This window comes from Arthrobacter psychrochitiniphilus, assembly GCF_003185915.1.
GTDB classification, from domain to species: Bacteria; Actinomycetota; Actinomycetes; order Actinomycetales; family Micrococcaceae; genus Specibacter; species Specibacter psychrochitiniphilus.
On record NZ_QHLZ01000008.1, the window covers coordinates 86,476 to 111,365 of the forward strand.

General features: G+C 59.9%; 25 protein-coding genes and 1 pseudogene. 13 read left to right on the plus strand and 13 right to left on the minus strand.

Annotated features, from left to right (window positions below):
• Window positions 1-9 precede the first annotated feature (9 nt).
• Genes CVS29_RS18490 through relB form a run of 3 tightly spaced genes read right to left on the minus strand, consistent with a single transcriptional unit; the run spans window position 10 to window position 703 of the window.
• Entirely contained in the window at window positions 10-159 is a 150-nt protein-coding gene (locus tag CVS29_RS18490) for a hypothetical protein (protein ID WP_170120980.1), read from the minus strand.
• The gene (locus CVS29_RS13310) at window positions 156-419 is read right to left on the minus strand and encodes a type II toxin-antitoxin system RelE family toxin (protein ID WP_110106811.1); all 264 of its coding nucleotides are present in this window, start codon (window positions 417-419) and stop codon (window positions 156-158) included. The genes CVS29_RS18490 and CVS29_RS13310 overlap by 4 nt, the downstream gene beginning before the upstream one ends.
• Window positions 416-703, minus strand: a complete 288-nt coding sequence (relB, locus tag CVS29_RS13315; protein ID WP_110106812.1) for a type II toxin-antitoxin system RelB family antitoxin — start codon at window positions 701-703, stop codon at window positions 416-418. The genes CVS29_RS13310 and relB overlap by 4 nt, the downstream gene beginning before the upstream one ends.
• Before the next feature lie 269 nt (window positions 704-972).
• Here relB and CVS29_RS13320 point away from each other — a divergent pair, with 269 nt between their 5' ends.
• Together CVS29_RS13320 and CVS29_RS13325 are read left to right on the plus strand one after the other, a co-directional pair.
• Window positions 973-1,419, plus strand: coding sequence for a Clp protease N-terminal domain-containing protein (locus CVS29_RS13320; protein ID WP_110106813.1), 447 nt, complete (start codon window positions 973-975; stop codon window positions 1,417-1,419).
• Between the two features lie 331 nt (window positions 1,420-1,750).
• Window positions 1,751-2,059, plus strand: coding sequence for a hypothetical protein (locus tag CVS29_RS13325; protein WP_110106814.1), 309 nt, complete (start codon window positions 1,751-1,753; stop codon window positions 2,057-2,059).
• Window positions 2,060-2,696: 637 nt separating this feature from the next.
• Here CVS29_RS13325 and CVS29_RS13330 read toward each other — a convergent pair.
• A complete protein-coding gene (locus tag CVS29_RS13330; RefSeq protein WP_110106815.1) occupies window positions 2,697-5,090 on the minus strand; it encodes a transglycosylase domain-containing protein in 2,394 nt (797 codons plus the stop codon).
• Window positions 5,091-5,275: 185 nt separating this feature from the next.
• Window positions 5,276-5,617 (minus strand): FMN-binding negative transcriptional regulator, encoded by a 342-nt coding sequence (locus CVS29_RS13335; protein WP_110106816.1) that lies wholly within the window; start codon window positions 5,615-5,617, stop codon window positions 5,276-5,278.
• A gap of 12 nt (window positions 5,618-5,629) precedes the next feature.
• Between CVS29_RS13335 and CVS29_RS18945 the strand changes: the two are divergent.
• Both CVS29_RS18945 and CVS29_RS13340 read left to right on the plus strand, forming a co-directional pair.
• Window positions 5,630-5,836 (plus strand): annotated as a pseudogene (locus tag CVS29_RS18945) (PLP-dependent aminotransferase family protein); the annotation flags it as partial.
• 240 nt (window positions 5,837-6,076) lie between these two features.
• The gene (locus CVS29_RS13340; RefSeq protein WP_110106883.1) at window positions 6,077-6,697 is read left to right on the plus strand and encodes an L-threonylcarbamoyladenylate synthase; all 621 of its coding nucleotides are present in this window, start codon (window positions 6,077-6,079) and stop codon (window positions 6,695-6,697) included.
• Window positions 6,698-6,859: 162 nt separating this feature from the next.
• Here CVS29_RS13340 and CVS29_RS13345 read toward each other — a convergent pair whose 3' ends face one another.
• The gene (locus CVS29_RS13345; RefSeq protein ID WP_110106817.1) at window positions 6,860-8,782 is read right to left on the minus strand and encodes a family 20 glycosylhydrolase; all 1,923 of its coding nucleotides are present in this window, start codon (window positions 8,780-8,782) and stop codon (window positions 6,860-6,862) included.
• 353 nt (window positions 8,783-9,135) lie between these two features.
• On the opposite strand from CVS29_RS13345, the gene CVS29_RS13350 reads away from it, so the two are divergent.
• Entirely contained in the window at window positions 9,136-9,699 is a 564-nt protein-coding gene (locus CVS29_RS13350) for a Dps family protein (RefSeq protein WP_110106818.1), read from the plus strand.
• Window positions 9,699-10,559, plus strand: coding sequence for an SDR family oxidoreductase (locus CVS29_RS13355; protein WP_308467726.1), 861 nt, complete (start codon window positions 9,699-9,701; stop codon window positions 10,557-10,559). Before CVS29_RS13350 ends, CVS29_RS13355 begins: the two co-directional genes overlap by 1 nt.
• 46 nt (window positions 10,560-10,605) lie before the next feature.
• Here CVS29_RS13355 and hrpB read toward each other — a convergent pair whose 3' ends face one another.
• The 3 genes from hrpB to CVS29_RS13370 all read right to left on the minus strand — a co-directional run bounded on the left by hrpB (window position 10,606) and on the right by CVS29_RS13370 (window position 14,429).
• Window positions 10,606-13,341 (minus strand): ATP-dependent helicase HrpB, encoded by a 2,736-nt coding sequence (gene hrpB, locus CVS29_RS13360; RefSeq protein WP_373366679.1) that lies wholly within the window; start codon window positions 13,339-13,341, stop codon window positions 10,606-10,608.
• Complete coding sequence (locus CVS29_RS13365) at window positions 13,338-13,661, minus strand: putative quinol monooxygenase (RefSeq protein ID WP_110106820.1); 324 nt, start codon at window positions 13,659-13,661, stop codon at window positions 13,338-13,340. Before CVS29_RS13365 ends, hrpB begins: the two co-directional genes overlap by 4 nt.
• Before the next feature lie 87 nt (window positions 13,662-13,748).
• Window positions 13,749-14,429: an MBL fold metallo-hydrolase gene (locus CVS29_RS13370; protein ID WP_110106821.1), complete on the minus strand. Its 681-nt coding sequence runs from the start codon at window positions 14,427-14,429 to the stop codon at window positions 13,749-13,751.
• Here CVS29_RS13370 and CVS29_RS13375 point away from each other — a divergent pair.
• Window positions 14,428-15,036, plus strand: coding sequence for a pyridoxal-phosphate dependent enzyme (locus tag CVS29_RS13375; RefSeq protein ID WP_110106822.1), 609 nt, complete (start codon window positions 14,428-14,430; stop codon window positions 15,034-15,036). The genes CVS29_RS13370 and CVS29_RS13375 overlap by 2 nt on opposite strands.
• Before the next feature lie 29 nt (window positions 15,037-15,065).
• Here CVS29_RS13375 and CVS29_RS13380 read toward each other — a convergent pair whose 3' ends face one another.
• The 4 genes from CVS29_RS13380 to CVS29_RS13395 all read right to left on the minus strand — a co-directional run bounded on the left by CVS29_RS13380 (window position 15,066) and on the right by CVS29_RS13395 (window position 18,854).
• Window positions 15,066-16,571 carry a flotillin family protein gene (locus CVS29_RS13380; protein ID WP_110106823.1) on the minus strand — a complete coding sequence of 502 codons (1,506 nt, stop codon included), beginning with the start codon at window positions 16,569-16,571 and terminating at the stop codon, window positions 15,066-15,068.
• A gap of 118 nt (window positions 16,572-16,689) precedes the next feature.
• Entirely contained in the window at window positions 16,690-16,950 is a 261-nt protein-coding gene (locus tag CVS29_RS13385; RefSeq protein WP_110106885.1) for a hypothetical protein, read from the minus strand.
• Window positions 16,951-17,066: 116 nt separating this feature from the next.
• The gene (locus CVS29_RS13390; protein ID WP_110106824.1) at window positions 17,067-17,531 is read right to left on the minus strand and encodes a GatB/YqeY domain-containing protein; all 465 of its coding nucleotides are present in this window, start codon (window positions 17,529-17,531) and stop codon (window positions 17,067-17,069) included.
• Window positions 17,532-17,777: 246 nt separating this feature from the next.
• Window positions 17,778-18,854 carry an NADH:flavin oxidoreductase/NADH oxidase gene (locus CVS29_RS13395; RefSeq protein WP_110106825.1) on the minus strand — a complete coding sequence of 359 codons (1,077 nt, stop codon included), beginning with the start codon at window positions 18,852-18,854 and terminating at the stop codon, window positions 17,778-17,780.
• A 91-nt stretch (window positions 18,855-18,945) separates the two neighbouring features.
• Between CVS29_RS13395 and CVS29_RS13400 the strand changes: the two genes are divergently transcribed.
• The 6 genes from CVS29_RS13400 (at window position 18,946) to CVS29_RS13425 (ending at window position 24,888) form a co-directional block, all read left to right on the plus strand.
• Window positions 18,946-19,848 (plus strand): metal-dependent hydrolase, encoded by a 903-nt coding sequence (locus tag CVS29_RS13400; RefSeq protein ID WP_245932242.1) that lies wholly within the window; start codon window positions 18,946-18,948, stop codon window positions 19,846-19,848.
• 192 nt (window positions 19,849-20,040) lie between these two features.
• Window positions 20,041-20,700 (plus strand): phosphoribosylanthranilate isomerase, encoded by a 660-nt coding sequence (locus CVS29_RS13405; protein WP_110106827.1) that lies wholly within the window; start codon window positions 20,041-20,043, stop codon window positions 20,698-20,700.
• 101 nt (window positions 20,701-20,801) lie between these two features.
• Window positions 20,802-21,968 carry an ROK family transcriptional regulator gene (locus CVS29_RS13410; protein WP_110106828.1) on the plus strand — a complete coding sequence of 389 codons (1,167 nt, stop codon included), beginning with the start codon at window positions 20,802-20,804 and terminating at the stop codon, window positions 21,966-21,968.
• A 141-nt stretch (window positions 21,969-22,109) separates the two neighbouring features.
• Window positions 22,110-22,988, plus strand: a complete 879-nt coding sequence (locus CVS29_RS13415; RefSeq protein WP_110106829.1) for an ABC transporter permease — start codon at window positions 22,110-22,112, stop codon at window positions 22,986-22,988.
• Between the two features lie 9 nt (window positions 22,989-22,997).
• A complete protein-coding gene (locus CVS29_RS13420; RefSeq protein WP_110106830.1) occupies window positions 22,998-23,795 on the plus strand; it encodes an ABC transporter ATP-binding protein in 798 nt (265 codons plus the stop codon).
• Window positions 23,796-23,865: 70 nt separating this feature from the next.
• Window positions 23,866-24,888 (plus strand): aliphatic sulfonate ABC transporter substrate-binding protein, encoded by a 1,023-nt coding sequence (locus CVS29_RS13425; protein WP_110106831.1) that lies wholly within the window; start codon window positions 23,866-23,868, stop codon window positions 24,886-24,888.
• The last annotated feature ends 2 nt before the right edge of the window (window positions 24,889-24,890 follow it).

Below are 24,890 nucleotides of genomic sequence, written 5' to 3' on the forward strand. Positions count from 1 at the left end.
CTGTCATTCTCAATACCCCTCAGCACAGCCCTCGCCTGTCAGGAGGGGAACCTTGAGCGGGACAAGATAGTGCCGGGCATCTGCAGCAGCTTCGATCCCCGCCAATTCAGCCCAACTTTGGCTACTGAGCGCCCCGTAAATCGGGAATCCCGTGTTCATCCATAGATACTGCTGCGATGATCAACATCAATCACCAAAATGACCAGGCGTGCATCTTGCAGATCGCAGACAATTCGAGAATCGCCGACGCGATACCTCCACAGGCCGGACATCCCTCCAGTGAGGGCCTTGCCTCGGTCCCGGGGGTTTTCGAGCGTGGTGATCGCTCGGAGCGCGGCACGAATACGCCGGGCATTCTGGAGGTCAGCTTTCCGAAACCACTTCGCTGCGTCGGGCGCTAGCTCGACCTCCCAGCTCACTGGATCTCATCCAAAATGCTGGCATCAACCAAGGCATCTTTTAGCCCAAGCTCGCCCTCTATCACGGCAAGAGGCACAGATTGGACACGGCCCGATCGAAGATCCGCAGAACGAGCAATGATGCGCTGTTCCCATTCCAATTCCGAAAGGTCTCGCTCCAATACCTCGCGTACAACGTCGCCTAGGCTGCGCCGAGTTGCTTTGGCGAGCGCTTCAAGACGCTCACGCAGATCTTCAGGAAGCCGTACCGAGATGGGCCGGCCAAGAGGCGATACAGTGCTCATATAAACATTGTAAACGATGTTTACATTGACTAACAGTGCTCCTGCTCTTGCCTACCCGAGCAATGCTGCTGACGAAAGATACTTCTGTACAATTTCACATTTCCCAAACGACACCTCTACTGAGTGTCCGCGACGCTGCCCGGAGGCGGAACCCTCAGCGGGAACGCCTGACACGGCCGCAGCTCGATTAGCGGCCGGGTCACAGGTCATCCTCCTCCGGGGAGGTGCGCCCATGGTGCCGGTGCGCCGCGAAGACTACGCTTTGGGGCATGACCGGTTCGAAGATGTCTCAGAACTACACCGACGGTGCCCGGCGGGCGGTGTTCATGGCTCAGGAAGAGTCAAGATGGATGATGCATGACTCGTACATCGGTCCTGAGCATCTACTATTGGGGCTTTTGCACGCTTATCCAAACACGGTGCAGACGGCGCTGGGCGTCTGGCCGGACGAGATGCGCGATGCGATAGTGAGTTTCGCCTCCCCTGGTCCGGAGGACACCTCAGAAGAGTTGCCGTTCACCCGCAAGTCTCTGGAGGCACTCAAGACCGCGCAGCGCACCGCGCGGGAGCTTCACTCCGATCACGTCGGGACCAAGCACCTATTGTTCGGGGTGCTAAGTGTCCATAGCGACCGCCTGGATCGGGCGCGGGTAGCTGCGGGTGTGGATCGAGACAGTGCACAAACGCGGGTAATGGCGGCGCTTACGCAAGGGTGACTGGTTGCTCAGAGCTGGGCAACAGGCAGCGATCCCCCACCGCACTATCCTCGCAAACACCCGCAAGGGTCCATCCGGATAGGCATTTCGGAGTGTCCCGCAAGCCGGTCCGAGACTGACCTGCGGATTCATCGGCGGGCTGGAGCTGAAGAGTCGCCCATGACAGTCCCGGGCGGAACACACTCTAGATTCCGGCGGGGAACCCTGGAACTCAAGGGTTATTTCTTAAGCCGCCAAGCAACCAGCGAAGGGTAAAGAGTGCATATCGCAGCTAAGGGCCGGGCGCGTAGACTGGATACCAGAAGTATTGGGTGGCTAAGGACCAGCGATCATGGCAACACTGAGGTTGACGCACAAGGCAATCGGGGTCGAGGTTCGGCGCGCGCCATATGAGGTCGAACTCGACGGCGACGCAGCCGGGGCGGTCGCGATGAATGAGTCGATCGAGATACCGATCGCAGCTGGCGATCACACTGTGCGCATTCACAGTGGGCGTGACTCGAGTCGCCCCGTGGCCTTCGCCGCAGTTGCGGGCGATACGGTCGCTTACCGGTGCACGGGCAAGAGGTTTCTGCCGCTTTTCCTGGCGTCCTTCATTGATCCCGCATTGGCCCTGGTGCTCGTCCCAGAGCATGAGTAAGAGGGCCACGAGGAGTAGCGGCAATACGGCGGCCACCTGAAGAACCTCCCGCGGGTCAGGGACAGGAACGCTTTTTGGGCAGCAGCAGTCCTTTGCTAAGACGATCGTTTGAGATCCTGATTGTGGGATTTCTACCCATCACCAAGGATCTGATCCTCGGCCCTATCAGCGGTCACTTGGTTGTGACTGTGCACAATTCCCTCGCTCGTTGCCGTGTGTACCGCCCCGGCGCGTCCGGAAAGTTACTCAAACGGTTAGCCTGACGGGTGCATGACTCTGATGGTGATCAGGGTAGACAGTTTCCAGCTCTGCTGGGGGTGGCGCCGCCGCACACGCTGATCCGGCGGTGATTGGGCCGGAAGGAGTCTATGACATCAGGCCTCACTCCCCCTGGTTCTCCAGTTCCTTAGTTCTGGAGAGGAGCGCCCATGCCCCATCATTCAACGAATCCACTTTTGGACTCATCAGCCAAAGACGCGCCCACAGGTCAACGCCGCCAGGAACGGCATGGGCAGATGCAGGCCATTGCAGCGTGGTAGCCGACCTCAGCGTAGTTCTCCCTTCTTCTGCGGCAGCGCCCCATCGTCAAGAATCTCGAGAAGGAACAGACTTGTCCCTCCCAGCTGTGCAGGGTGGATCAAGGCTGTGCAGCCGGTTTGCTGGGTTCAGCCGGCGCTGCCGGGGAAGAAGGCGCTGCTGGGACTGTGGGTTTCTCCGGCGTCGTTGGTTCGCTCGGGACGGACCCTTGCAGAGGATTGGCAGGTTGTAGTGGAGCCTGCTCGGTGCCAGGAACAGGCAACTGCACATCCCCTGGCTTGGGGTCGTTGACCCCTGCAACGTAGGGCGCAGTAGGTGCAATCATGCTGAAGGGAGGCGGGGTGAGAGGCTTTGGCCCATAGCCTTGCGTAGCAGCCGCGGCATTCATGACGGCGGCCCAGTTACTGCCAGCGAGTTGATTGCCGTCAATGTTGGGGTAGTAGATGCCGTTGATGGTGATGTTCTGGTTGATGTACTTATCGTCATTGCCCTGGTAGCTGCCAAACCAGGCCGCTGTGGAAACTCCGGAGTTCCCGCCCACGGTCCACGTCTGGATATTGCCATCCGTTGTGCCCGTCTTGGCGAAAGAGGAGTCCTTGTTGTTGAGCGGGATGGCGTAGCCGGAACCGTTGGTGAGCATATAGTTCAATGCGTGTGTGACACCGGCTGCCACCTCCGAGGTCATGGCTCGCTTGCAGTCGGCGCCCGGAACCGGATACTTTGTGCCGGCCGCATCTGTGACCGAGACCAGTGCGACAGGACTGCAGCGCACGCCGTCGTTGGCAAAGGTGGCAAACGCCGTCGCCATGTCAATGGGGGCCACATCGTGGGTGCCAATCAGTGCCGAGATCTCGGAGAGGTCGTACGGCTTGTTGGTGTGCCCGTCCTTAACCCCTGCGGCCGTGGCTATTTTCTGAATGTTGCAAAAGTCTAGGGCCGTGGCGGTCTGGAAGGTGACCGTGTTGATGGAAATGGCCAGCCCAAGGTACGCCGTCATCGAATGGTAATCGTTGGGCCCGTCATTAGGGAGCAGGCTCTGACCAGGCACGGAAGGATCGTAAGAACCCGTGGTGGTGCCGCAGGAGTTCTTCCACGGATAGCCCACAGGGTATTCCTGCACGGCACCGTTGATGGAGGTCATCATGGAATGGCCGCTGTTGAGCCACTCAGCAAACACAAAGGGCTTGAACGTGGAACCAATGGCGAAGCCACCGGCACCGTGGAGCGGTTGGCCACTGGCGTCATTGACGGGTAAGGCAAAATTGCCCATGTAGTTACCCGGAGCGGCGGCCGGGTTGTAGACGGTGTTTTGGGCCATGGTGAGCACCTTGCCGGTGCCTGGCTGAACACTGACTACGGCGGCACCGCGCTGCAACGGATCGGCTGCGGAGATGGTGTTGTTAACTTGTTCCTGCGCCACCTTTTGCAGTGCCGGTTCCAGCGTGGTCTTGATGCTCAAACCGCCTTGATAGAGAAGCTTGGTGCGAGCCTCTTCCGTGGCACCAAACGTCTTGTCATTGAGGATGAGCTGTTGCACATAGTCACAGAAGTAGGGTGCCATGGTAGCGGCTGTACAGCCTTGGGCAGATCGTGTTACGTGCAGGGTCAATGGAGTCTTGACAGCCGCATCGTGGTCTTTTTGGCTGATTTTTCCCTGCACGAGCATCTTTCCCAGCACATCGTTACGGCGGTCAACCAGATGCTCCGGCTCGGTGATGGGATCGTAATAGCTGGGGTTGTTCACAACTCCCGCGAGTGCAGCAGCTTGGGGAAGAGTCAGGTTAGCCGCTGTGGAATTGAAGTACAGCTTGGCGGCGGCTTCAATGCCGTAGGCCCCATTGCCAAAATAAATGATATTCAGGTAGCCGGCAAGGATCTGGTCTTTTGACATGGTCTTTTCCAAGCTGATTGCCAGACGCATTTCATTGACCTTGTCGGCCATCGTCTTTTCCAGACCGAACTTGGCTTCGTCGGTTTTACCATCAGCCACGAGCTGTTCAATCAGCATGTTATTCACGTACTGCTGGGTGATGGTGGAAGCACCCTGACGGCCGCCGTTGACAGTGGCTACAAGCGCACGCAGGATGCCCGTGGGGTCCACTCCGCCATGTTCGTAGAATCGGGCATCCTCGATAGAGACAATGCCGTCTCTGATAAAGGGTGACATGGCCTTCAAATCAACGATCTGGCGATCTTGTGCATACAACGTGGCGATGGTTGAGCCGTCGGAAGCAAGAATGGTGGTTGCTTGGGGCGGGGCCGCCATATCCAGTGCTGCTGGAGCATTTGTAATGAAATCCTCTGCCCCGCGCATGGCCGTTGTGGCAATGGCTGCGCCCGGTACGAACATAACCGCGACCAATGTTCCTGCTAGAGCGCAGATGGCGAAGAAACGCCCCAACTGGGCCAAGGACCTCCCGGCACCCAGCTGCCCGGAGGGCACTCCGGATGGTTTCCTAGCGGGGCCTGGTTTCGATTGTGCGTCCTGGGCCATGGGCTTTCCCCTCGTTAGCTGCGGTGGCTCGTGCCGTTTCCTCTGCCGGACCATGGTTGGCAACCGACGGCATAGGCACTTTTCAGAGTGCACCTTAAAAATGGGAATTAGCTGAAAGCCCCCTGTCCGCAAATACCTGGCACTCCCGAGAAACAGGCTTATGGCCATAATTTGGGGCAGTCCGGCTATTTCGTTATTCGAGCCCTGGATTGCCCAATTTGGGTGGCCATGTGGGCGTGACCGCAGCCTTTAAGCCCGGCTATGACTCCGGGAATGTCCGCCTCGGCGCGGTTTTGGCTGAGCTTCTTCTTCGCATCGACCCTAGTGATAATCAACTCGATGCCAACAATGGCTCGCAGCTGAGCTGTGATGAATTTCTTGGGCGCATCCTCAACGTTCCAAGGATGCTCTGATTCGGCTTCATTGACGGCGGTCAGTGCGCGGATGTGGTTGCCAAGCCAGACTGGATCCTCGTAGATCACAAGGTTGCTGTGTAGGTGAACGGTTGAATAGTTCCACGTTGGCACAACGCGTCCAGTGGGCTACACCTATGGCTACGCCTGCCAGACGGAAACAGCCTCGAACGGCTTGCCAGCGATTGTGAGAGAGCCGGAGTCATTAGTGCGCCCGGCGACGAGTGGTTCCCCGCCGAGCCCGCCGGCCCCTTCGTTCGCCTCAACTACTCAGGACCAAATCCCGGGGCCTATGCACAAGGCGCCCGCATCCTGGGCCAGGCCCTAAACCGCAATAGCCAAAAGCTGGGGTCTGGGCAGAACTGGAATAGGGCCATCCTTCACTTACAGAAATGCGTCCTGCAGACAGCAATGGTCCTTCTCCTCGGCTCACACCACCTTCGGGAGGAGATTCGAGCCCGCCTGGGGGCTTCTGGCGGCAAACGTAGTGACGGTGCCCCGATGGGCAGGAAAAACGCTCTTGGAATGTGGGTAATGGCGGCGGTGCGAGCCGCGGGGTCGTATGCTCGGGGCATGGCTAAATTTTTCGATATCCACCCCCACGATCCGCAGGCGCGTTCTGTCAGCCAGATTGTGGCCATCTTGCAATCTGGCGGTCTCATTGCCTACCCCACTGATTCTTGCTATGCACTGGGTGCACAGCTGGGCAACCGTGAGGCATTGGAACGCATCCGCACCATCCGCCGCCTCGACAGCAAGCACCACTTCACGCTGGTCTGTAAAGATTTCGCACAACTGGGCCAGTTCGTCATGGTTGACAACGATATTTTCCGGACCATTAAGGCTGTGACTCCCGGTCCCTATACCTTCATCCTGCCGGCCACTAAGGAAGTCCCGAAGCGGCTGGCACACCCGAAGAAGAAAACTGTCGGGGTCCGCATTCCGGATAGCCGCCTGATCCACGACATCCTCGAAGAACTTGGCGAACCCATGCTTTCAAGCACCCTGCTGCTGCCTGACGAGGAAGAACCGTTGACGCAGGGCTGGGAAATCAAGGAAGCGCTGGACCACGTGGTAGACGCTGTCATCGATTCGGGTGACGTTGGCGCCGAACCCACCACCGTGGTGGATTTCTCCAGCGGATATGCCGAAGTAGTCCGCCGCGGCATGGGGGACCCCAGCCGCTTCGAATAGGAGGTCTCTCAGCTGGATGTTCCTCAGGCAGGGCGTTTAGGCCAGCGTGCCTTGCTGGCACAAAGGCAAGGGCCGCCGTCGTGTTCCCTCAAGAACGTCCGACGGCGGCTCTTACCTTGTGCGATTAACCCTGGTTCTCAGCCGGGTATTGCAGGCAGCATCTTAGTGAGCGCGTGCCCCTGAGCGTCGATTCCTGCGCGTCAGCCCGAAGAAAGCGGCCCCACCGAGCATGAATAGCGCCGCGGTGCCGAGGAGCATGTTGCTGGAGCTACCTGTCATGGCCAGGCCCGTCCTGGCCGTTGGACTGTTGGCAGGCACCATGGGCGCTGCAGTTGTCGGTGCTGCAGTTGTCGGTGCTGCAGTTGTCGGTGCTCCAGTTGTGGGCGCTGCAGTTGTCGGTGCAGCCGTAGTCGGTGCTCCAGCTGTGGGCGCTGCAGTTGTTGGTGCCGCCGTCTCCGGCGCCGGGTCAACGAGGGATACCTCCGCGTTCACTGCTGCAGGGGCAGCCCCCAGGCTCCTAGCAAGTGGTTCAAACGCAGCATAGCTGGCCACCAATTTTGGTGAGCCCCACATTTGCTGCGCGAAGGAATCCTGCCAGGCAAGGAACGCCGTTTCAACTTGCTGTTCTGTCAGCGCGGCAGGGTTGTCCGACCAGATGGAGAGGTGGGCACCCATCAGCGGCTTGTCCGCAGGGAGGTCATAGTCTCCACCATTGCCGGCAACTCCCATGAAACGCCGCGGATTCCAGCGCTCGTAAATACCTTCGGGGTTCTTATTGGGGCCTGTGCCCACGCCGTCGCCCGTCAGGATGAAGTACAGGTAGTCGCCATTGGCGTTGACCATGTCATAGCCGGCATCGGAGATCTGGCCTGCGTTTGGTTTGGAGTTGTTCCAACGAATCCAGCCCTCAACCTCAGCTAACTTATCCAAGTCTAGGATTCCTTCACCGGGATAAACATCATCATTCCAGACCTTGGCGGTCTTGTTCTTAGTCTTGAGCAGGGCGATCAGATCATTCATGTACCACTCATAACCATCAAGAATAGTAGCGCCAGGACCCACCTTTTCGGCAGCGAAACTGAGCAGCTGTGGCGCGGAACTTGCCGTCACGGTGTCAGGGCCATTGCCCTGCCAGGGTGCGGGGAAGAATTCGTCGCCCCCTAGATGGAAGTACTTACCGGGGAAAAGATCAGCCATTTCGCCCACCAATTCCTTCATAAAAGCCCGGGCTTCAGGGATGGAGTAGTCAAGGTGGCTATTCAGGGTCTGGCCGTTCCTCAACGTCAGCCGCCACTCGGGGTGCACCTTCAAAACGTGATCCAAATGGGCTGGCGAGTCAATGTCCGGTACCACCTCGATGTGGTACCTGGCAGCCGTTGCCAGCAGGTCCCGCACATCGTCCTGGCTCCAATGTTCAGGGGAGACAATCTCAGGGTGAGTTTTGGATTCAATCCGGAACCCCACGCCGTCGTTCATGTGGAACTGCAAGGTGTTCAGCTTGCGGTAGGACATGCTGCGCATGAGCTGCTCAGCCCACTCCGGTGAGTAATACTTGCGGGCCATGTCCACCATGACACCGCGCTGAACATAGGCCGGCCAGTCGGTGACGGTGCCCGAGTAATTATCCTCAGTTCGGAGCACCTGCAGCAGCGTCCTGCTCGCGTAAAAGGCCCCGGCGGCATCACTTGCGCGGATCTGGAGACCGTCATTGACGGTGATCTCATAGGCTTCCGCCGTGTTGTTGTGGACTTTCGCCAGGGTGAGGTGGATGTCATCCGCATCGACGGGCCCGCCCAGTACTGTCTGGGCAGGTGCACCCAGGTGTCCCTCAGAAGCCAACTCATGAGCCAGCGTGGTGGCTTCTTGGCCAAGCTCTGTGGCGAAGGCCGGGTCCACCACAATCCGTGTGCCAGGCAGCGGGCTCCACGCCGTGACGCCGGGTTCAAAGGTCTGCACATTGGGAACCAGCGCCGCCGGAGCGGGCAGGGTCTGCTCCGCAGCAAATGCCAGTCCCACCGGAATGCTCGAGCAGGCCAGGACAGATGCTGCGGCCATGATGGCCAGCTTTCGATTCAATGAGGGCATGCGGGCAACTCCTGAAAGCCAACGACTAAAAATGTGGCACTAGATGATCAGATATGAAACATTCATAGTAAAACTACGGTCTTGCGATCAGGAAGGTGCAATTGTGACGTGGGCAACTAGACCCTATTCCGGCGGTGCTGGTGAGTGCACGGTTCTTCCCGCGCCGCCCAGATCCCCAGGTGCTGATCAACACCGCGCTGCCCAGACTGCTGAGACAGGGCTGACACATTGGAGCCCGCTATTGCGTGGCTCTAGATCTTCGGCTCCGTTGTGGTTAGCGTGGGAGTGGTTGGAATGAATGCTGCTCCGGCCTCAAAGAGTCCACACGAGCATCAAAGAACAAGGGAGTTGCCATGGTCACCAAGAGAACAGCCCATGCGGGATACACGGTTCCGGGCCTTACGTTGCAAGACGGCCATAAGATGGCCACCTTGCTTCAGCCCCGTCTCCACGCCCTGAACGATCTGCAGTTAACGCTCAAGCATGCGCATTGGAATGTGGTGGGCAGGGACTTCATCAGCGTCCACGAGATGCTTGACCCCCAGATTGATCTGGTGCGGGCCATGGTGGATCAGACGGCAGAACGGATTGCCACCTTGGGTGTCTCCCCCAACGGCCTGCCCGGCGCTCTCGTGTCCGCACGGTCCTGGGACGACTACTCGATTGGGAGGGCGCACACCTCAGCCCACCTTGCCGCACTGGATCTGGTGTACACCGGCTTCCTCAAGAGCCACCGCGAGACTCTGGCGAAGGTGGGCGCCCTGGATCCGATCACCGAGGATATGCTCATCCAGCAGTGCGCACAATTGGAGTTGTTCCAGTGGTTCATGCGCGCACACTTGGAGGACGACGACGGGGACCTCGCCAGTGCCGGGAGCAAGACCGAACGTTCGGCGGCGGCCAAGGCGCCAAAATAGTGCCGATTCAACACACTGCCGCAGGTGCCCGTACCGATTATCCACGCACCGCCATTGTTACGGGCGCCGACTCTGGCATAGGCAAGGCCACGGCCATTGCCTTGGCCGGTGCGGGGCATGATGTTGGGTTTACTTGGCATGACGACGAGGCCGGAGCCGCCGATACCGCCAGGAGCATTGAAGCCCTGGGTCAGCGTTCTCATGCCGCGTGGTTGGACACGAGGAACTTCGCAAGCTGTGCCCCCGTGATCACGGATCTGGCTACTGCGCTGGGCTCGTTGGGCGTGTTCGTGAACAATGTGGGCATTGGTTTGAACAAGTCCGTCATAGACACTGAACTCCAGGAGTGGCAACGGATTCTGGACACCAACCTCAACGGCGCTTTCTTGTGTATGCAGGCAGCCGCGAAGATACTAGTCGCCGGCGAAAAAGGGGGCCGAATGGTGGTGGTCACAAGCATTCATGGCCATCAGCCACGGTTTGGCTTTGGTGCGTATTGCGCCTCTAAATACGGTCTGGACGGCTTGACCAAGACGCTCGCCTTGGAACTTTCCGGCCATGGCATCAACGTCAACGCCGTGGCACCGGGTGAGATTGCCACGCACTTGCCTGTGACTGAGAGCCGGCATCCGCATGAGATCCCGCGCCCGGGAATCCCTTTGGGCTATGGCGGTACAGCCGAGGAGGTGGCTGCCGTCATCACCTTCTTGGCCTCCCCCGCGGCAAGTTACGTCACGGGGGCCAGCTGGGAGGTAGACGGCGGCATGGCCGAAGTGGGCGCCCAAGCCAGCTCGCACTTGACCAACAACGATTGGCGGGAGGCCACAAGAAGTGGCACCAGCCAAGCTTCCGAGGAATGAATCAGAACAGTGTGAATCTAAACAGTGCGAACCGGAACAGGCTGATTCAGGACATGCGCTTCTTGACCTTGGCGGTTGCCGGAGCGCTCCATGGATCTTCGGGCCAGGGATGTTTGGGATAGCGCCCACGCATCTCGGCCCGGACCTGTGCGTAAGGACCACTCCAGAAAGAGGCTAAATCACCCGTCACGGCCAGCGGCCTGCGCGCGGGTGAGAGCAGATGGAACAGCACCCGCACCCTGCCGTTGACCAGATGGGGAGTCTCTGCCAGCCCAAAGCATTCCTGTAGCTTAACGGCCACCACGGGAGGGCCCTCCTCGGATACTGCGGGGTAGTCGATCCGGATCTGGGAACCGCTCGGCACGGCCAGCGATTCAGGGGCCAGCTCGGCCAGACGCGATGCCTCGGGCCACGGTAAGAGCCTGCGCAGCGGATCTGTCAGTGAAAGCGCGGACAACGCACGTCCCCCGGCAACAGCCTCAAGTTCCGGCCCGAGCCAGTCCGGCAGGCGGGCCAGTAGCGCCTTATCGCCAACGTCCGGCCACGGGGATCCCACCACACGGTGCAGCAGCGCCATGCGGCGGCGCAACATATCCGCGCTGCCCCGCCAGTTCAGCAAGCCTAGGCCCTCCTTGGCCAGCGCTGCCGCCACCGCCTCACGTCCTTGCGCGGCGGTCGCCTTCACGGGGGTAGAAGCGAGGATGATCGCCCCAAGCCGGCGCTCCCGCCGGGCCGAGACCCTACCGCTGTTAAACGTTGCCACCACGGAGTCCTGGAGCAGATGTGCTGCCACGATTTCCACGAGCCCCTGATCCAGCGGCGCCGCAGAACGGATGATGGCGCCCGTGCCAGCAGCATCACGGCCCTGCGCACGGGCAACATCAGCCACAGCCAACCACTCGTGCCCCGTCAGTGCACTGCCCGCAGGCAGGCCGGCCCGGGTGCCGGAGGAAAGCAAATATTGCGCACCGGCGGCGTTGGGGACCAGCCGCGCCACCTTATCTGGAAAGGCCAGCCCGACGACGAACCCCACCACATCAGCCCGCCCCACCGGTGGAATTGAACCGGTGGAAAGAGGCCCAGCGGGCATGGAGCCAGGGAGGACTGGATCGGCGGGGATGGAACCAGCAGTACTTGTGCCTGCGGCCGTGTCCTTCTCCGGCTTGCGGGCGTCCTTGTGCACGAGTTGTTCGAGCCGGCGCACTTCCTGGTTCCAGCGGCGTGCAGCGGGGTCCCCTGATGAACGCAGGCCGGAGCGCATGGTGGAAAGTAGTGCCTGCAGATCGGCGCCGGGAGCCCTCCCGTCACCGGATACCAGAGCCACAATTTCGGCGGCCGCCGTGGCGCCTACCACGGAGGCTCCGTTGAGTAGCGCACGGGCCAGGCGGGGATCTGCGGGAATCTCCGCGAGTGTCTTGCCAAGCGCCGTGGCGTGCCCTGTGGTATCAAGGGCACCCAGGCCCGTCAGGGTGTCCACGGCCGTAGCCATGGACTGAGCGCTGGGGGCATCGGGCAGCCGCAGGCCCACTCCCCCGGGGGCACCCCAGCATGCCAACAGCAGGGCTGCGGCACTGAGATCGGCAACAGCAATCTCAGGCATGGGGTGGGCCGGTGCCGCGGCAAAAGTCTTTTGGTCGTAGCAGCGCACCACGGTGCCAGGGCCCAGCCGGGCTGCGCGGCCCGCACGCTGTTCGGCCGAGGCTCGTGAGGTGGAAACCGTAACGAGCCCCGTCATCCCCCGCACCGCGTCACGGCGGGGCTCGCGTGAGAGACCGGAATCAATCACCAGGCGCACCCCCGGTACCGTCAGCGAGGACTCCGCCAAGGAGGTGGAAACAATGATGCGCGGGGCTCCGCCAGGTTCCCGTGCCGAAACGGCACGGTCCTGCTCCCGGGCCGAGACCTGGCCGTGCAACTCCAGCACCTCGGTTCCGTGAGCGGATGAGCGCAGGCGGGAGGCTATGTGGAAGACTTCCCAGGCGCCGGGAGCGAACACGAGCGCGTCAATCTCGTGGTTCTCGGCGAGGGCGCGTGCATGGAAGGCGGCGGCAGTGTCAGCAACATGGTCAAGGAAAGCGCGGGTGATGCCGCGCTGGTCAAGACGGGGCTGGGCAGGAGGCGCCCATTTAACCTCGAGGGGGAACAGCGCCGAGGGGCAGTCAACCACGGGAGCCGGGGACCCGGCGTCGTCCGGGCCCAAGAGCCGGGCAAAACGGGCCGCATCCAGCGTGGCTGACATGGCCACAAGGCTCAGATCGCCGCGTAGTTGCCGGACTTCGCCCAGCAGGCCCAGCAGGAGATCGGTGTCCAGACCGCGCTCGTGGACTTCGTCAAGGACCACAGTGCTGACGCCTTCCAGCCCCGGGTTGTGCAGCAGGCGGCGTAGCAGGATCCCAGGGGTGAGGAATTCAATGATGGTCTCGGCGCTCACCCGGCTTTCCCCACGCACCGTGTAGCCAACCTTGCTTCCGAGAGCGCTCCCATCCAGGCTCGCCAAGCGGCGGGCGGCGGAGCGGACGGCTACCCGGCGAGGCTGGGTCACCAGGATCCGCTGTGAAGAACTCGCAGCGAAAACGTTGGCTGCCAGGGGCGGCACCAGGGTGGTTTTACCCGTGCCCGGAGGTGCCTGAACCACGGCAGAAGCACCCCCGTCTGCGGCGGAGGCGAGGACGGTGGCCAGCTCGGGCAGTGATTGGGCAAAGACCAGCCCCTGCCCAATCGCAGTAAGGTTGAAGGGCCCCTGCGGGAGATGCCCCACAGCGGGCGTAGACAGGGAACTCAACTGATCTGAAGTTCGCCCATCTCGCCCCAGGAATCCCCCTCAACCTTGCGCGAAACAATCTTTGGGGTAGAGATTAGTGCCGGGCGCATGGTCTCTAGCCCTGCCTTGAAGTGGTCGCTGTTGACGTGGGCTCCGGCGGCGTCGTCGTCCAGGAACGCCTCAATCAGGATGAACTCATGGGGGTCAGCAACGCTGCGTGTCCAGTCAAACCAGAGATTGCCCGGTTCGGCGCGGGTTGCCTCTGTGAAGGGGGCCACACGCTCCATGAACGTGGCGGCGGACTCGGGCTTGACTTGAAATTTCACAACAATGAAGTACATGTTGACAAGTCTAGGCCAGTGCCGGAGCCACACCCTGCCCCTTGCTGGCGTTGTAGCCCCGTTGCGAGCTAGCTGGCTACGTTCTGTTCACCAGCCGCGCTCTCGCCACTGCGGCAAGGAAGACCGTTCGGCACCCAGAGTGGTGCCATCCCTGTGTCCGGGAAGCACCTGTGCGGAGTCAGGATAGGGGGCGAAGAGGCGGTCCTTGACGTCGTCAAGCAATTGTGTGAAGCGCACCGGATCCGCTCCCGTATTCCCTACGCCGCCAGGGAACAAGGAATCACCGCTAAAGATGATGGGGGCACCGCCCTTCTCGGCCGTCAGGACAAAGGCTATAGAACCCGGTGTATGGCCGCGCAGATGAACTGCTTCCAGGGTGATGCCGTCCACGGAAAGGATGTCACCATGGTGCAGGGGGCGATCGGTAGAAACCCCGCATTCTGCGGCGATTCCCTCAACATCTTCAAATCCAGCTGCCGTTGGCACCCCTGTTTGGGACACGAGCGCCCCCAGCGCCCGGACATGATCCCAGTGCTGGTGCGTGGTGGCGATCATGGCCAGGTGTGGCACTACCCCGCCCGGGGAATCGTGTGCAGCGTCCGCAATAAGACTATTGATGGCGGGGAGGTCATCCGCGGCGTCAATGAGAATTTGTGCACCCGTTGCCTTTGCCGTAATCAGGTAGACGTTGTTGGCCATCCCGGACACCACGGTGCGGCGCACTGTGTGGGACGGCAGATCGTAAAGAATAGAGGCAGCTTCAGTCATGCGCACCAGCTTAGCCGGGCATCCGCGGTTGCGGTTGCACGCTGGGCCAACTCGACGCCATGCACTCACTGGACCTAACCTGTGGTGGAGTCCTACCTGGGGCGGAAACGCGGGCCTTGCCAATGCCAGTGCTGCAGCAGCCCTGGGCGTGCCATCAACTGTCTTTGTCCCGCTCACTGCTCCGGCAGTGAAGGTGGCCGCGCTGGGCAAGGTGGGTGCCGCCGTCGTACAGGAAGGCACAGAGTATGTGGACACCTACCAGCGGGCCATGGACTTTGTGGCCGCCAGCGGTGCACTCTATTGCCACGCCTACGATCAGCCTGAGATTGCCGCTGGTGCCGGAACCATTGGTTTGGAACTTGAAGAACAGCTCGACGGCGTGGACACTGTCCTTGTTGCCGTGCGCACCGGCGTTAAAAGTGTTCTGGTCAGTAATGAGCAGATCGCTGCGGCACGCATTTTCCTGTGGGAAGACTACCGCATAGTGCTTGAAAATGGTGCCGCCGCGGCCTACGCTGCCCTGCAAACCGGAGCCTATGTACCGCGCAGTGACGAACGTGTTGCTGTCATACTGTGCGGTGCAAACACCGATCCTGCAGGGCTGTAGACCGCGGCGCAGTGGAACGTGCGCGGCGGCTAGTTCCGTTCCGAGTTCAGGTCCGTGGCAATGCCGCCGCCCTCATGACTCTTGCCGTTCTGAGCGTTCTTGCCAACCATGCCCTGAATGAGCCCAATGATGTCCAGACCCGTGGAGTCCTTGATCAGCTGGGTGGTTTCTTGGACACCGCTGGAGACATTCTTGCTCAGCTGGCTCGCGCCGTCGTTGGAAATAACTGTCATGTCCTTGATGGCAGCCATGGGAGCTGCCACCTCGCGGGCCATGGCCGGGAGCACTTCCAGAACCTTACTGAGAATGGCTGCCTCGTTGAACTTCTCGTAAGCTTCAGCCTGCGCGGCGATGCCGGCGGCCTCTGCCACACCCTTGGCCTCGGTGGACTCGGCCTCAGCCTGTCCCCTGGATTTGATGACGGCGGCATCTGCGCGTCCGCGAGCCTCGATGACAGCTGCGTCAGCGTTGCCTCGCGCCGTGTTGGCTGCAGCGTCAGCCTCGGCAGCCACCCTGTCACCCTCAGCGGTCAGTTTACGCTTGGCAAGTTCAACCGTGGCCTCAATTTCAGCGGCTTCAGAGGCGCGGCGCCGTTCCTCCAACTTGGCATCAGCTTGTTGGATCAGACGGTACTTCTCGGCATCTGCGGGCTTGCGCACCTCAGTGTCCAGCTCCCTCTCGCGCAACTCGGCACGGCGCAGGGCAACCTGCTGGTCCCGAATGATAACCTGCTCCTGCTGCTCGGCTGCAGCTAGCGGACCGGCGGCGTCGGCTCGTGCCTGGCGGGCATCTGCAACTTCCTTGAGTTCGGCACGCTTGATGATCAGCTGCTGCTGTGCCAGGGCCACTTGTTCATCAGCAATGGCCTTGGCCTGCTCGGCTTCTTGGAGGAACTGGGCCTCTGCGATCTTGGCATTCTTCTCGGCCAGGGCCGCCTCGGGGCGGCCCAGATTGCGCAGGTAGCCGGTCTCGTCATCTACCGACTGGATCTGGAAGGTATCAATCTCCAGGCCCTGGTTGTGCATGGAATGCTCCGCCTCTTCCTTCACGCTCTTGGCGAAGGTGGCACGGTCCTTGATGATGGATTCCACCGTCAAGGTGCCCACAATGGAACGCAGCGAACCCGAGAGGGTCTCTTGGGTGTAGTGGTCAATGGCATCCTGCTGATTCAGGAACCGCTGGGCAGCTTTGCGCACGGAATCTGCGTCGCCACCGACCTTCACCTGGGCCACACCCGTCAGATGCAGCTTGATGCCGTTCTTGGAAATAGCCTCGATCTTCAACGAAACCTGCCGGGAGGCCAAGGACAACGGGTAGGCGCGCTGGGTGAAGGGGTTGATGAAGATCCGGCCAAAAACCACACGTTGGCTGTTCGGATCCGGCTGGGCCTTATTATCCTTGGAAGAAATAACCAGGGCCTGGTCCGGGCTGGCAATATGCAGGGCCATCCGCGAAATGATGGCTGCAATAATAGCGAGCACCACCAGAACGCCGAGCCCAATGAACAATGGAATGAGCGTCAATACTGAGGACATGACACCTTTCAAATCTCGCGGCGGGCGCTGCTAAGACACTGACGTCCCGCCTGGTTCCTCCAATCCTACGGACACCAGAGGATTTCTCCACTTAGTGGAGTAACATGCCCCCGTATTGCTATTTCATACCGGCCGCCACGGGCACGTGCTCTACTGCGTTGCGCCGGTGGATGTTCTTGGCGTTGCGGTTGAAACCCTTGACATCCATGTTGTTAGCCAAGCGGAAATCGGCAAGCGCCTGATCATAGATTTCATTCATTCGCCGGCCCGAGTATTCCCCTGTGGTGCCGTCGGTGAAGCTGATGGAAATCATGGTCTGCGCAGGAAAGTGCCTGCTCATCCGTACATATCCGTCGGTGTCTTGTGTGAGCTGAATCAAGGAGTTCCGTTCCATGGGCTGCGAGGGCGTGGCGAGTGTGGTGTTTGTTGCTTTTGTTTCGTTTGTTGCGGGCGCTGTGGGCAGATCCTGCTGGCTTGCACTACTGCTGGCGCGAACTACTGGAGGCGCGTGCGCACCATATCCGAGATGGCCTTGCCGTCAAAGCGGCCCGCGATTTCGGCCGTAATGGGCTTCATGGCCACACCCATTTGACGCATGGACAGCTCGCCCTGTTCAGCTTCAAGACCGCTGATTATCCGGTCCACGATTTCCTGTGCTTCGCCAGCGCTGAGAACCTGGGGCAGATAAGCCTCGATGACGCCGGCTTCAGCCAGCTCGGCTGCGGCCCGGTCAGATTCCCCGGCCTCAGTATAAATCTTGGCCGTATCGTGACGTTTGGCTGCTTCCTTCTGCAACAAGGTGATGACCTGGGCGTCATCAAACTCGATGGGGGTCTTGCCACCCTTTTCACGCGTTTCAATCTCACCCAAAACGTTCCGGACAGTAGTCAGGGCAATCTTGTTGCCGGCTTTCATGTGCGTGATCACGTCATTCTTGAGTTGCTGCTTCAGCGTGGACATTCTCTCCCCTAAATTTGTCAGGCTGCCGCTATGTGGCCACCGCTATCCATTATTCCACTCTGCGCCGGCCAATGAGTTCCGAACCTAGCCTGAACGCGGAAGTGAGAGCGGGCCCCAACACCGGGCAAGTCATGGCTGGTAGAGGCCGGGCCTCTTGTACGGTGCCGGGCTGGGGAGCGCCGGGCGGATTCAGGGAATGACGCTGTGTGAGGTGTTCGCGCCCCTCTCTTGATGAGTGCGCGGCCCTCATTTGATGGGTGCGCGGTGATACGGTGCCGGCTGATAGTGAACCTCCACGCCCAGCGCGGCAGCCGCCCGCAGCGGAAAGTTGGGATCACGCAACAATTCACGCCCCACCATGACTACATCGGCCAGCTCTGTGGCCACGATCTGCTCTGCCTGCTGGGCACTTGTAATGAGCCCCACGGCGGCCACCGGTATTTGCGCTGCTGTTCGGATAGCCGTGGCCAAGGGCACCTGGTAGCCGGGGCCCACAGGGATGCGTGCGGGAACGTTTCCGCCTGAGGAAATGTCCGCGAGGTCCGCACCGTGCTCGGCAGCCCAGCGCGCAACTCTCGAGGTGTCCTGAAGCCTCCAACCACCGTCCACCCAGTCAGTCGCCGAGAAGCGCACCAACACGGGTATGGAGGGGCCGACGGCGGCCCGGACGGCGTCGATGGTTTCCAGTAAGGCACGGGCTCGGTTACGCAGCGAGCCACCATAGTCATCGCTGCGCATGTTGGTCAAAGGTGAGAGGAATTGGTGCAGAAGGTAGCCGTGGGCGGCATGAATTTCGATCAGTTCAAACCCGGCCTCAACAGCCCGTGCGGCAGCGGCACCAAAGGCTGCGACTATCTGGGCAATACCTTCCGCGGTGAGGGCGGTTGGTGTGTCATAGCCGGGAAAGGCGAGTGCACTGGGCGCTAGGGTGACCCATCCGCCGTCGTCTTCGTGGACGGTCCCTTGACGCTCATCCCACGTGCGGAAGGTGGACGCTTTGCGTCCGGCATGTGCCAACTGGATGCCCGCCACCGCGCCCTGGCTGCGGATGAAGGCCACGATCCTGGCGAAGGCGTCACGTTGGGCGTCATTCCACAGGCCCAAGTCTTGCGGAGAGATGCGTCCTTCAGGAAGCACGGCCGTGGCCTCGGTAAACACGGCACCGGCACCGCCTTTTGCGAAGGATCCCAAATGCACCAGATGCCAATCCCCAGCCATCCCGTCCTGTTGTTCCGCCGAGTACTGGCACATGGGGGTAACCCAGAGCCGGTTGCGGACGGACACACCGCGCAGGGTGATCGATTCAAACAGTGCGCTTCTCATGGGGGAATACTACTGCGATGAGACTGGGATAAAGCCTTGAGAAACGCATGTGAGCGGCACCGCATGTTTTCTGCAGGCGCACTGAGTGTGAATGTCAGCCCCTACACATACCCTTGGTGCAGCAGGTTTTGTCCACGTAATGCGGGTTCAGAACGAAGACCCGAAAATGCAAGGACGTGCCCTCATGATGGGAGCCCACCACGCCGCCAGTGGAGCTGCCGCCTGGCTGGCCCTGACCACCTCGTTCGAGGTAGGACTAGGGCGCCTGGGACAGGTGGTTCCGGCATTACCGGAGACAGTCACCATTGGCATGGGCATGATGGATTTGACTCCAGCCTCTGTCATTGCCGGGGCCCTGGTGACCGCCGGTGCGGCCCTGGTGCCAGATGCTGACCACCGGCACGCAACCATAGCCCACTCCCTTCCACCGCTGTCTAACATCTTGTGTATCCAGGTGGGAAAGTTCTCCGGTGGCCACCGGCACGGCACACACTCCCTCCTGGGCCTGGCCGTCTTCGTTGCCATTGCTGCACTGGCTGGCATGTGGACCATGGAGCTGCCGGGCCACGGCATCATCTATCCGGGGGCCGGTCTGCTGGCTGTTCTACTAGCCTCCTTTGCCGCGAAGGCCCTGAAATTCATTCCCGACACCATGCGCAAGTTTCCCTGGGTGGTGGGGATCGGCGTCGGAATCTTCGCTACCCTCTTTGCGCCGCAACACGCCTATTGGTTTCCGCTGGCTATGGGCTTGGGCGTCATCATCCACATCCTGGGCGACATGCTGACCACAGGAGGGTGCAATCTTATTTGGCCGCTGCGGATCAAGCCGCCGCGATTCCTGCGCAAGGTCCCGTTAGTGAAGAACATTTGGCGGCCCAACGGCAATATTGCGATCCCGCTTTTAGGTAACGCCGGTTCCGTTCGGGAATGGCTGCTCCTGATCCCCATCAGCGCCTATGTTCTTTGGAGTATCGCCGCCACCGTATTCTCCTAAGTATTCTCCTAAGCGTGAAGGCATAGGCTACGCTACGGCCACATCCGCAACCTCAGCACACCGAGAATATGCACCTTCAAGATAGTCGGTGGAACTTAACACTGTTAACATGGCAGCTGAGCCAGCGTCGCTATGAATAGGTCCGGGCACCATCAACGAAGTCAGCATCAACGAAGAAGGAAGCGTGCACGGATGTATGTCAAGATTTGTGGTCTGCAAACGGCTGAAACCATTGCTGCGGCTGTAGATGCCGGTGCCGACGCCATTGGTGTTGTCTTTGCTCCGGGTAGTCCACGGACCGTGAACGCAGAATTGGCAGCAAAGCTGGGCCGCGAAGTACCGGCGGGCATTGAGATCGTTGGCGTGTTCCGGAACCAGCCCATTGACCAGGTTATAAAAATTGCGACTACGGCCCAAGTAGGCACCATCCAGTTACATGGCGAAGAGACGCTCCAAGACATGGACAGGATCCACAACGCCGGATTCCAATCCCTGCGGGCATTCTCCGCGCCTTTGTACAACAGCCTTAGCCCTGATGAAAAGATCGCGTGGGATGGTGAACGTCTCTTGCTGGACGCAGTTGAACCGGGTGCCGGCGTCACTTTTGATGCAGCCGTGTTGTCAGCAGGAACGCCACAAGGGTTCTGGCTATTGGCTGGCGGTCTCAATCCACACAATGTTGCTGCGGCTGCCAAGGCCATGCAGCCCTCTGGAGTGGATGTCTCTAGCGGGGTGGAATCGAGCCGGGGCGTTAAGAGCATCCAACTAATCCGTGACTTCATCACTGCGGCACGCTTAGAAATTACAACAGCAGCTGCCTCAGGGGTGACCCAAGGATTACCTGAGGAATAAAGACAATAGACTTTACATAAATAGCTCGCCCTGGTGCATAATGATGATTAAGGGGCACGGATTGCATCTTGCCCCGTTGAGATGAATGGGAAAGAGGGGACGTGCTTACACCTGACGACAGCGCCCTGCAGGCAGTCCGGCGCCGCCATGAGTTGCGCGTCTTGGAATCGCTTGCCACACACGGCAACCGCACACGGCGCGAACTTGAGACTGACACAAAGCTCTCCCGAACAACGCTTTCGGCCATTGTGGGCGAGTTGCGCGCCAGAGGAGTCATCACCGAAAGTGATCAGGAGTTCCATGGGCCTGGCCGCAGCGGGCGGCCCACCAAAGCCCTCACTCTGAACCCTAATGCGGGCGCTGCCGTTGGCATCGAGCTGGGCCGGCGGCGCATCAGTATCTCGGTCATGGGGTTTGACGGGTCCACCACCGCACGCGTCCGTAAGGACATTTCCTCGCTCCTGCCGCTCGAAGGCAAAGTCTTAGCGGCTGCGGATATGTTGCAAGAACTCATTAGCGCAGGCCGCATCAACGCCGAAACCAATATTGGCACAGCCGTTGGCATTGCTAGCCGCCACCCAAATCCCGCGTCACTTTCTGACGATCTTGAATTGCAAAGCGACCCGCAAGGCGCTTCGCTGGCCCCTCTGCGAGAGCTACTCCCCGCCCCCCTCCTGTGGGACAACAATATTAGGCTGGCGGCCATGGCTTACCGCAATAACAGTCAGGACCTGCTCTATGTGGTCCTCTCAGCGGGCCTTAGCTCCGCCGTCATCTCCAATGGATCGCTGATGCGTGGAGGCAACGGCATCGCCGGAGAGCTAGGCCATATCAGCGTTGACTTCGCTGGACCTCCCTGTTGGTGTGGCCGTCATGGCTGCCTGGAGAGCTATATTAACGAAGCAAACGTTCTGCTGGAGGCCGCACACCGGGGGCAAGCCTTTTCAACCATCGAAGCTATGGCATTGGCCGCTGCACAAGGCAATGGAATCGCCATCAATGTGGCCTCGTGGGCTGGTGAGCTTCTGGCTCGCGCCCTGATGAGCGCGTGTGTTTTGCTCGATCCCAGCCGCGTTGTCATTGCAGGTGAGCTTTCGCAATTTGGTGAACTCCTTCTTGAGCCCGCACGGCGCGCCTTCAGTGAGCAAAACCTTGACCTCGGACCGCAGAGCACAGAGATCAGCACAGCACCGTTTGCGCCCAGCGCAGGAAGCGACGGTGCAGCTCAAATGGCCCTTTTGCACTGGACCCAGGCCATCCTCAATTAGCGATGCGCAGGGCGCTTAGTAGCGCCGTTTCACTGAATACCAAAAGCTAAGTTTCGAACCCGTTCAGCCGCACACCACCGCATAACTGATAGTTATGTAAGGAGTGTTGACATCATGTGATCCATGCCATAAGTTTGATCCATGGCAGCAAAAGATACCTACATCGCGGTTGAAACACCACCCCTCGCTAGCGGCAGTCCAGCACCTGAAAACTCGCAGCAAAAACCCAAACCAGCATCCAGGAAGAGCCCTGCAACAAGCGGGCGCAAACTTGGCCGCAAGGCATTGCTGGCTATCAACTTTGGCTCTGTAGCAGCCGGGCTCGGAGCATGGACTGCTCTGTCAGCCGCAGGAGTTGTTGGCCTGCCTGGCCCCGTAGAAGTGCTGATCCGGGCCGGAGAGGTATTCGCTGACGGTACTCTCGCTGAAGATACCGGAGCATCCCTTGCCCGCGTTCTCAGCGGCTTCCTCCTTGGCAGTCTGCTTGCCGTTCCTGTTGGCTTCTTGATGGGTTGGTACCAGGTAGGCCGAGCCATCATTGAACCCTGGGTACAGTTCTTTAGAACCATTCCTCCACTGGCCCTACTTCCCCTTGTTATGGTCACCATGGGTATCGGTGAAACACCGAAGATCTTCGTCATCTTCTTGGCCGCATTCCTCTCCTGCGTGATCTCCACCTACCAAGGCGTGGTCAGCGTAGATAAGACACTCATCAATGCCGCCCGGGTTCTGGGCGCTGACTCAATGATCATCTTCCGCCGAGTGGTAGTTCCCGCATCCTCACCGTTCATCCTGGTAGGTATGCGTATTGGCCTCGGAGCAGGCTGGGCCACCGTTGTGGCCGCTGAACTGATCGCCGCCCCCAACGGTTTGGGTATGCGCATGCAGCAGGCCCAGCAGTTTTACGACATGCCCACAATTCTCGTGAACGTAATTGTCATCGGCATTCTCGGTCTACTCATGGACCGCTTGCTCTTGATGATCGAGGCCCACCTGACCCGCTGGCAAGAACGTCGCTAAGGAATAACCATGACAACCACCACATCAAAAGCCATGATCCGCTTCGAGGATCTACGCCAGGAATTCACACTCACCGGCAACACCTTCACCGCTCTTGACGGCGTGAGCCTAGACATCGCCGACGGCGAATTTGTCACCGTAGTGGGCCCGTCCGGTTGCGGAAAATCCACCATGCTCAATGCCGCAGCAGGACTCCTTGACCCCACCAGTGGCCGGGTCATGGTTGATGACAGAGAAGTTGACGGACCGAGCACCCGAACCGGTGTCATCTTCCAGCAATACGCGCTTTTCCCGTGGCTAACCGTACGCAAAAACGTTGAGTTCGGGCTGGAGCTCAAGAAGGTTCCCGCCAAGGAACGCCGCGTCATAGTGGATCACTACCTTGAACTCGTGGGTTTGACCCGCTTCGCTGAAGCACTGCCGAAGGAGCTCTCCGGTGGTATGAAACAGCGGTGCGCCATTGCACGCGCCTATGCCGTGAACCCAGAGATCCTCTTGATGGATGAGCCCTTCGGTGCGTTGGATGCCTTGACCCGTGTGCACATGCAAGAACAGCTACTCAAGACCTGGACCCAAGAACGCCGCACAGTCATGTTCGTTACGCATGATGTTGACGAATCAGTTTTCCTAGCATCGCGAGTGATCGTCATGGCTGCCCGGCCGGGTCGCATCTTCAAGGAAATCAAGATTGACCTTCCCTACCCGCGGACCGAGGAAATGCGCCTCTCAGACGAGTTCGCTCGCCTACGCACCCAGGTTTGGGAAGCTGTCTACCACCAGCCCGGTGTGGCAGAAGCCCACCAATAAAAACTCGCTTCCCGCCTAGATCCCCTCATACCCCCTGCCCAGACTTGGGCAAAACTCTTCAGGAGAAACCATGAACAACCACGTCACACGCCGCAATGTCCTGCAACTCTCTCTGGGTGCCGCAGCAATCTCCCTACTAGCAGCCTGCGGCGCTAAGGCCGATGATGCCAGTTCTTCGAATGCAGCCAAGGAGCCCGTGGAGATCAAGGTTGGCTACATTGCCGACTACAACGGTGCAGCACTGATGGCAGTTGCCGATCAGGAAGGTTACTGGGCCAAGGCTGGCCTGAAGCCCAAGTACTTGCCGTTCACCAACGGCCCGCTGGCCATCCAGGCACTGGGCACCAACAACGTGGACGTGGTCTACATTGGCTCCGGCGCACTGTGGCTGCCCGCATCAGGAAAGGCTGAAATCTGGTCCGTTAACTCTGTCTCCAACGCGGACCGCATCATTGCACAGCCCGGGATCAAGACTCTGGCTGAGCTCAAGGGCAAGAAGGTTGCAGTGCCTACCGGTACTTCCGGTGACCAGCTGTTCAGCCTGGCCTTGGCCAAGGAAGGCCTGAGCCGCGAAGACTTCAAGGTCACGGCCATGGAACCGCCGGCCATTGTTGCAGCATTCGCTGCCGGCCAGGTTGACGGTGCCGCCTTGTGGTACCCGCTCATTGACAGTGCCAAGAAGGGTCAGCCGGACATGGTTGAGCTGTTCTCTAACGAGGACTTCATCGACACGCTCACGTTCCCCTCCACGTTCGTAGCCGCTCCGGGCCGCGCAGCAAAGGATAAGGACCTTGCCACCGGGTTCATCTCCGTTGTCAAGAGCGCCAACGACTACCGGCACAGCAACCAGGAAAACACCATTGCCCTGACAGCTAAGTTCCTCAAGCTTAAGGAGGAAGACATGGCAGCCCAGGCCAGTGTGGCCAAGCTGTTCACCTCCCAGGAACTGGACAAGTTGTCCTCGGACGGCACCATCTACACCTGGTTGGATGGTCTCCAGCAGCAGTTCAAGAAGGATGAGAAGATCACCGAAATCTCCGATCCCAAGTCCTTCTACAACTCTGAACTGTTCGTCAGCACCCCAGCGGTCTAAGC

Excerpts from the sequence above, each read along its gene's own strand:
- CVS29_RS13320 (WP_110106813.1), top strand. The coding sequence starts at position 973 with ATGACCGGTTCGAAGATGTCTCAGAACTACACCGACGGTGCCCGGCGG.
- CVS29_RS13375 (WP_110106822.1), top strand. The coding sequence starts at position 14,428 with ATGCGCACCAGCTTAGCCGGGCATCCGCGGTTGCGGTTGCACGCTGGG.
- CVS29_RS13325 (WP_110106814.1), top strand. The coding sequence starts at position 1,751 with ATGGCAACACTGAGGTTGACGCACAAGGCAATCGGGGTCGAGGTTCGG.
- CVS29_RS13415 (WP_110106829.1), top strand. The coding sequence starts at position 22,110 with ATGGCAGCAAAAGATACCTACATCGCGGTTGAAACACCACCCCTCGCT.
- CVS29_RS18490 (WP_170120980.1), bottom strand. The coding sequence starts at position 159 with ATGAACACGGGATTCCCGATTTACGGGGCGCTCAGTAGCCAAAGTTGG.
- CVS29_RS13405 (WP_110106827.1), top strand. The coding sequence starts at position 20,041 with ATGTATGTCAAGATTTGTGGTCTGCAAACGGCTGAAACCATTGCTGCG.
- CVS29_RS13370 (WP_110106821.1), bottom strand. The coding sequence starts at position 14,429 with ATGACTGAAGCTGCCTCTATTCTTTACGATCTGCCGTCCCACACAGTG.
- CVS29_RS13380 (WP_110106823.1), bottom strand. The coding sequence starts at position 16,571 with ATGTCCTCAGTATTGACGCTCATTCCATTGTTCATTGGGCTCGGCGTT.
- CVS29_RS13390 (WP_110106824.1), bottom strand. The coding sequence starts at position 17,531 with ATGTCCACGCTGAAGCAGCAACTCAAGAATGACGTGATCACGCACATG.
- CVS29_RS13340 (WP_110106883.1), top strand. The coding sequence starts at position 6,077 with ATGGCTAAATTTTTCGATATCCACCCCCACGATCCGCAGGCGCGTTCT.
- CVS29_RS13420 (WP_110106830.1), top strand. The coding sequence starts at position 22,998 with ATGACAACCACCACATCAAAAGCCATGATCCGCTTCGAGGATCTACGC.
- CVS29_RS13350 (WP_110106818.1), top strand. The coding sequence starts at position 9,136 with ATGGTCACCAAGAGAACAGCCCATGCGGGATACACGGTTCCGGGCCTT.
- CVS29_RS13365 (WP_110106820.1), bottom strand. The coding sequence starts at position 13,661 with ATGTACTTCATTGTTGTGAAATTTCAAGTCAAGCCCGAGTCCGCCGCC.
- CVS29_RS13330 (WP_110106815.1), bottom strand. The coding sequence starts at position 5,090 with ATGGCCCAGGACGCACAATCGAAACCAGGCCCCGCTAGGAAACCATCC.
- CVS29_RS13345 (WP_110106817.1), bottom strand. The coding sequence starts at position 8,782 with ATGCCCTCATTGAATCGAAAGCTGGCCATCATGGCCGCAGCATCTGTC.
- relB (WP_110106812.1), bottom strand. The coding sequence starts at position 703 with ATGAGCACTGTATCGCCTCTTGGCCGGCCCATCTCGGTACGGCTTCCT.
- CVS29_RS13400 (WP_245932242.1), top strand. The coding sequence starts at position 18,946 with ATGTCAGCCCCTACACATACCCTTGGTGCAGCAGGTTTTGTCCACGTA.
- CVS29_RS13395 (WP_110106825.1), bottom strand. The coding sequence starts at position 18,854 with ATGAGAAGCGCACTGTTTGAATCGATCACCCTGCGCGGTGTGTCCGTC.
- CVS29_RS13425 (WP_110106831.1), top strand. The coding sequence starts at position 23,866 with ATGAACAACCACGTCACACGCCGCAATGTCCTGCAACTCTCTCTGGGT.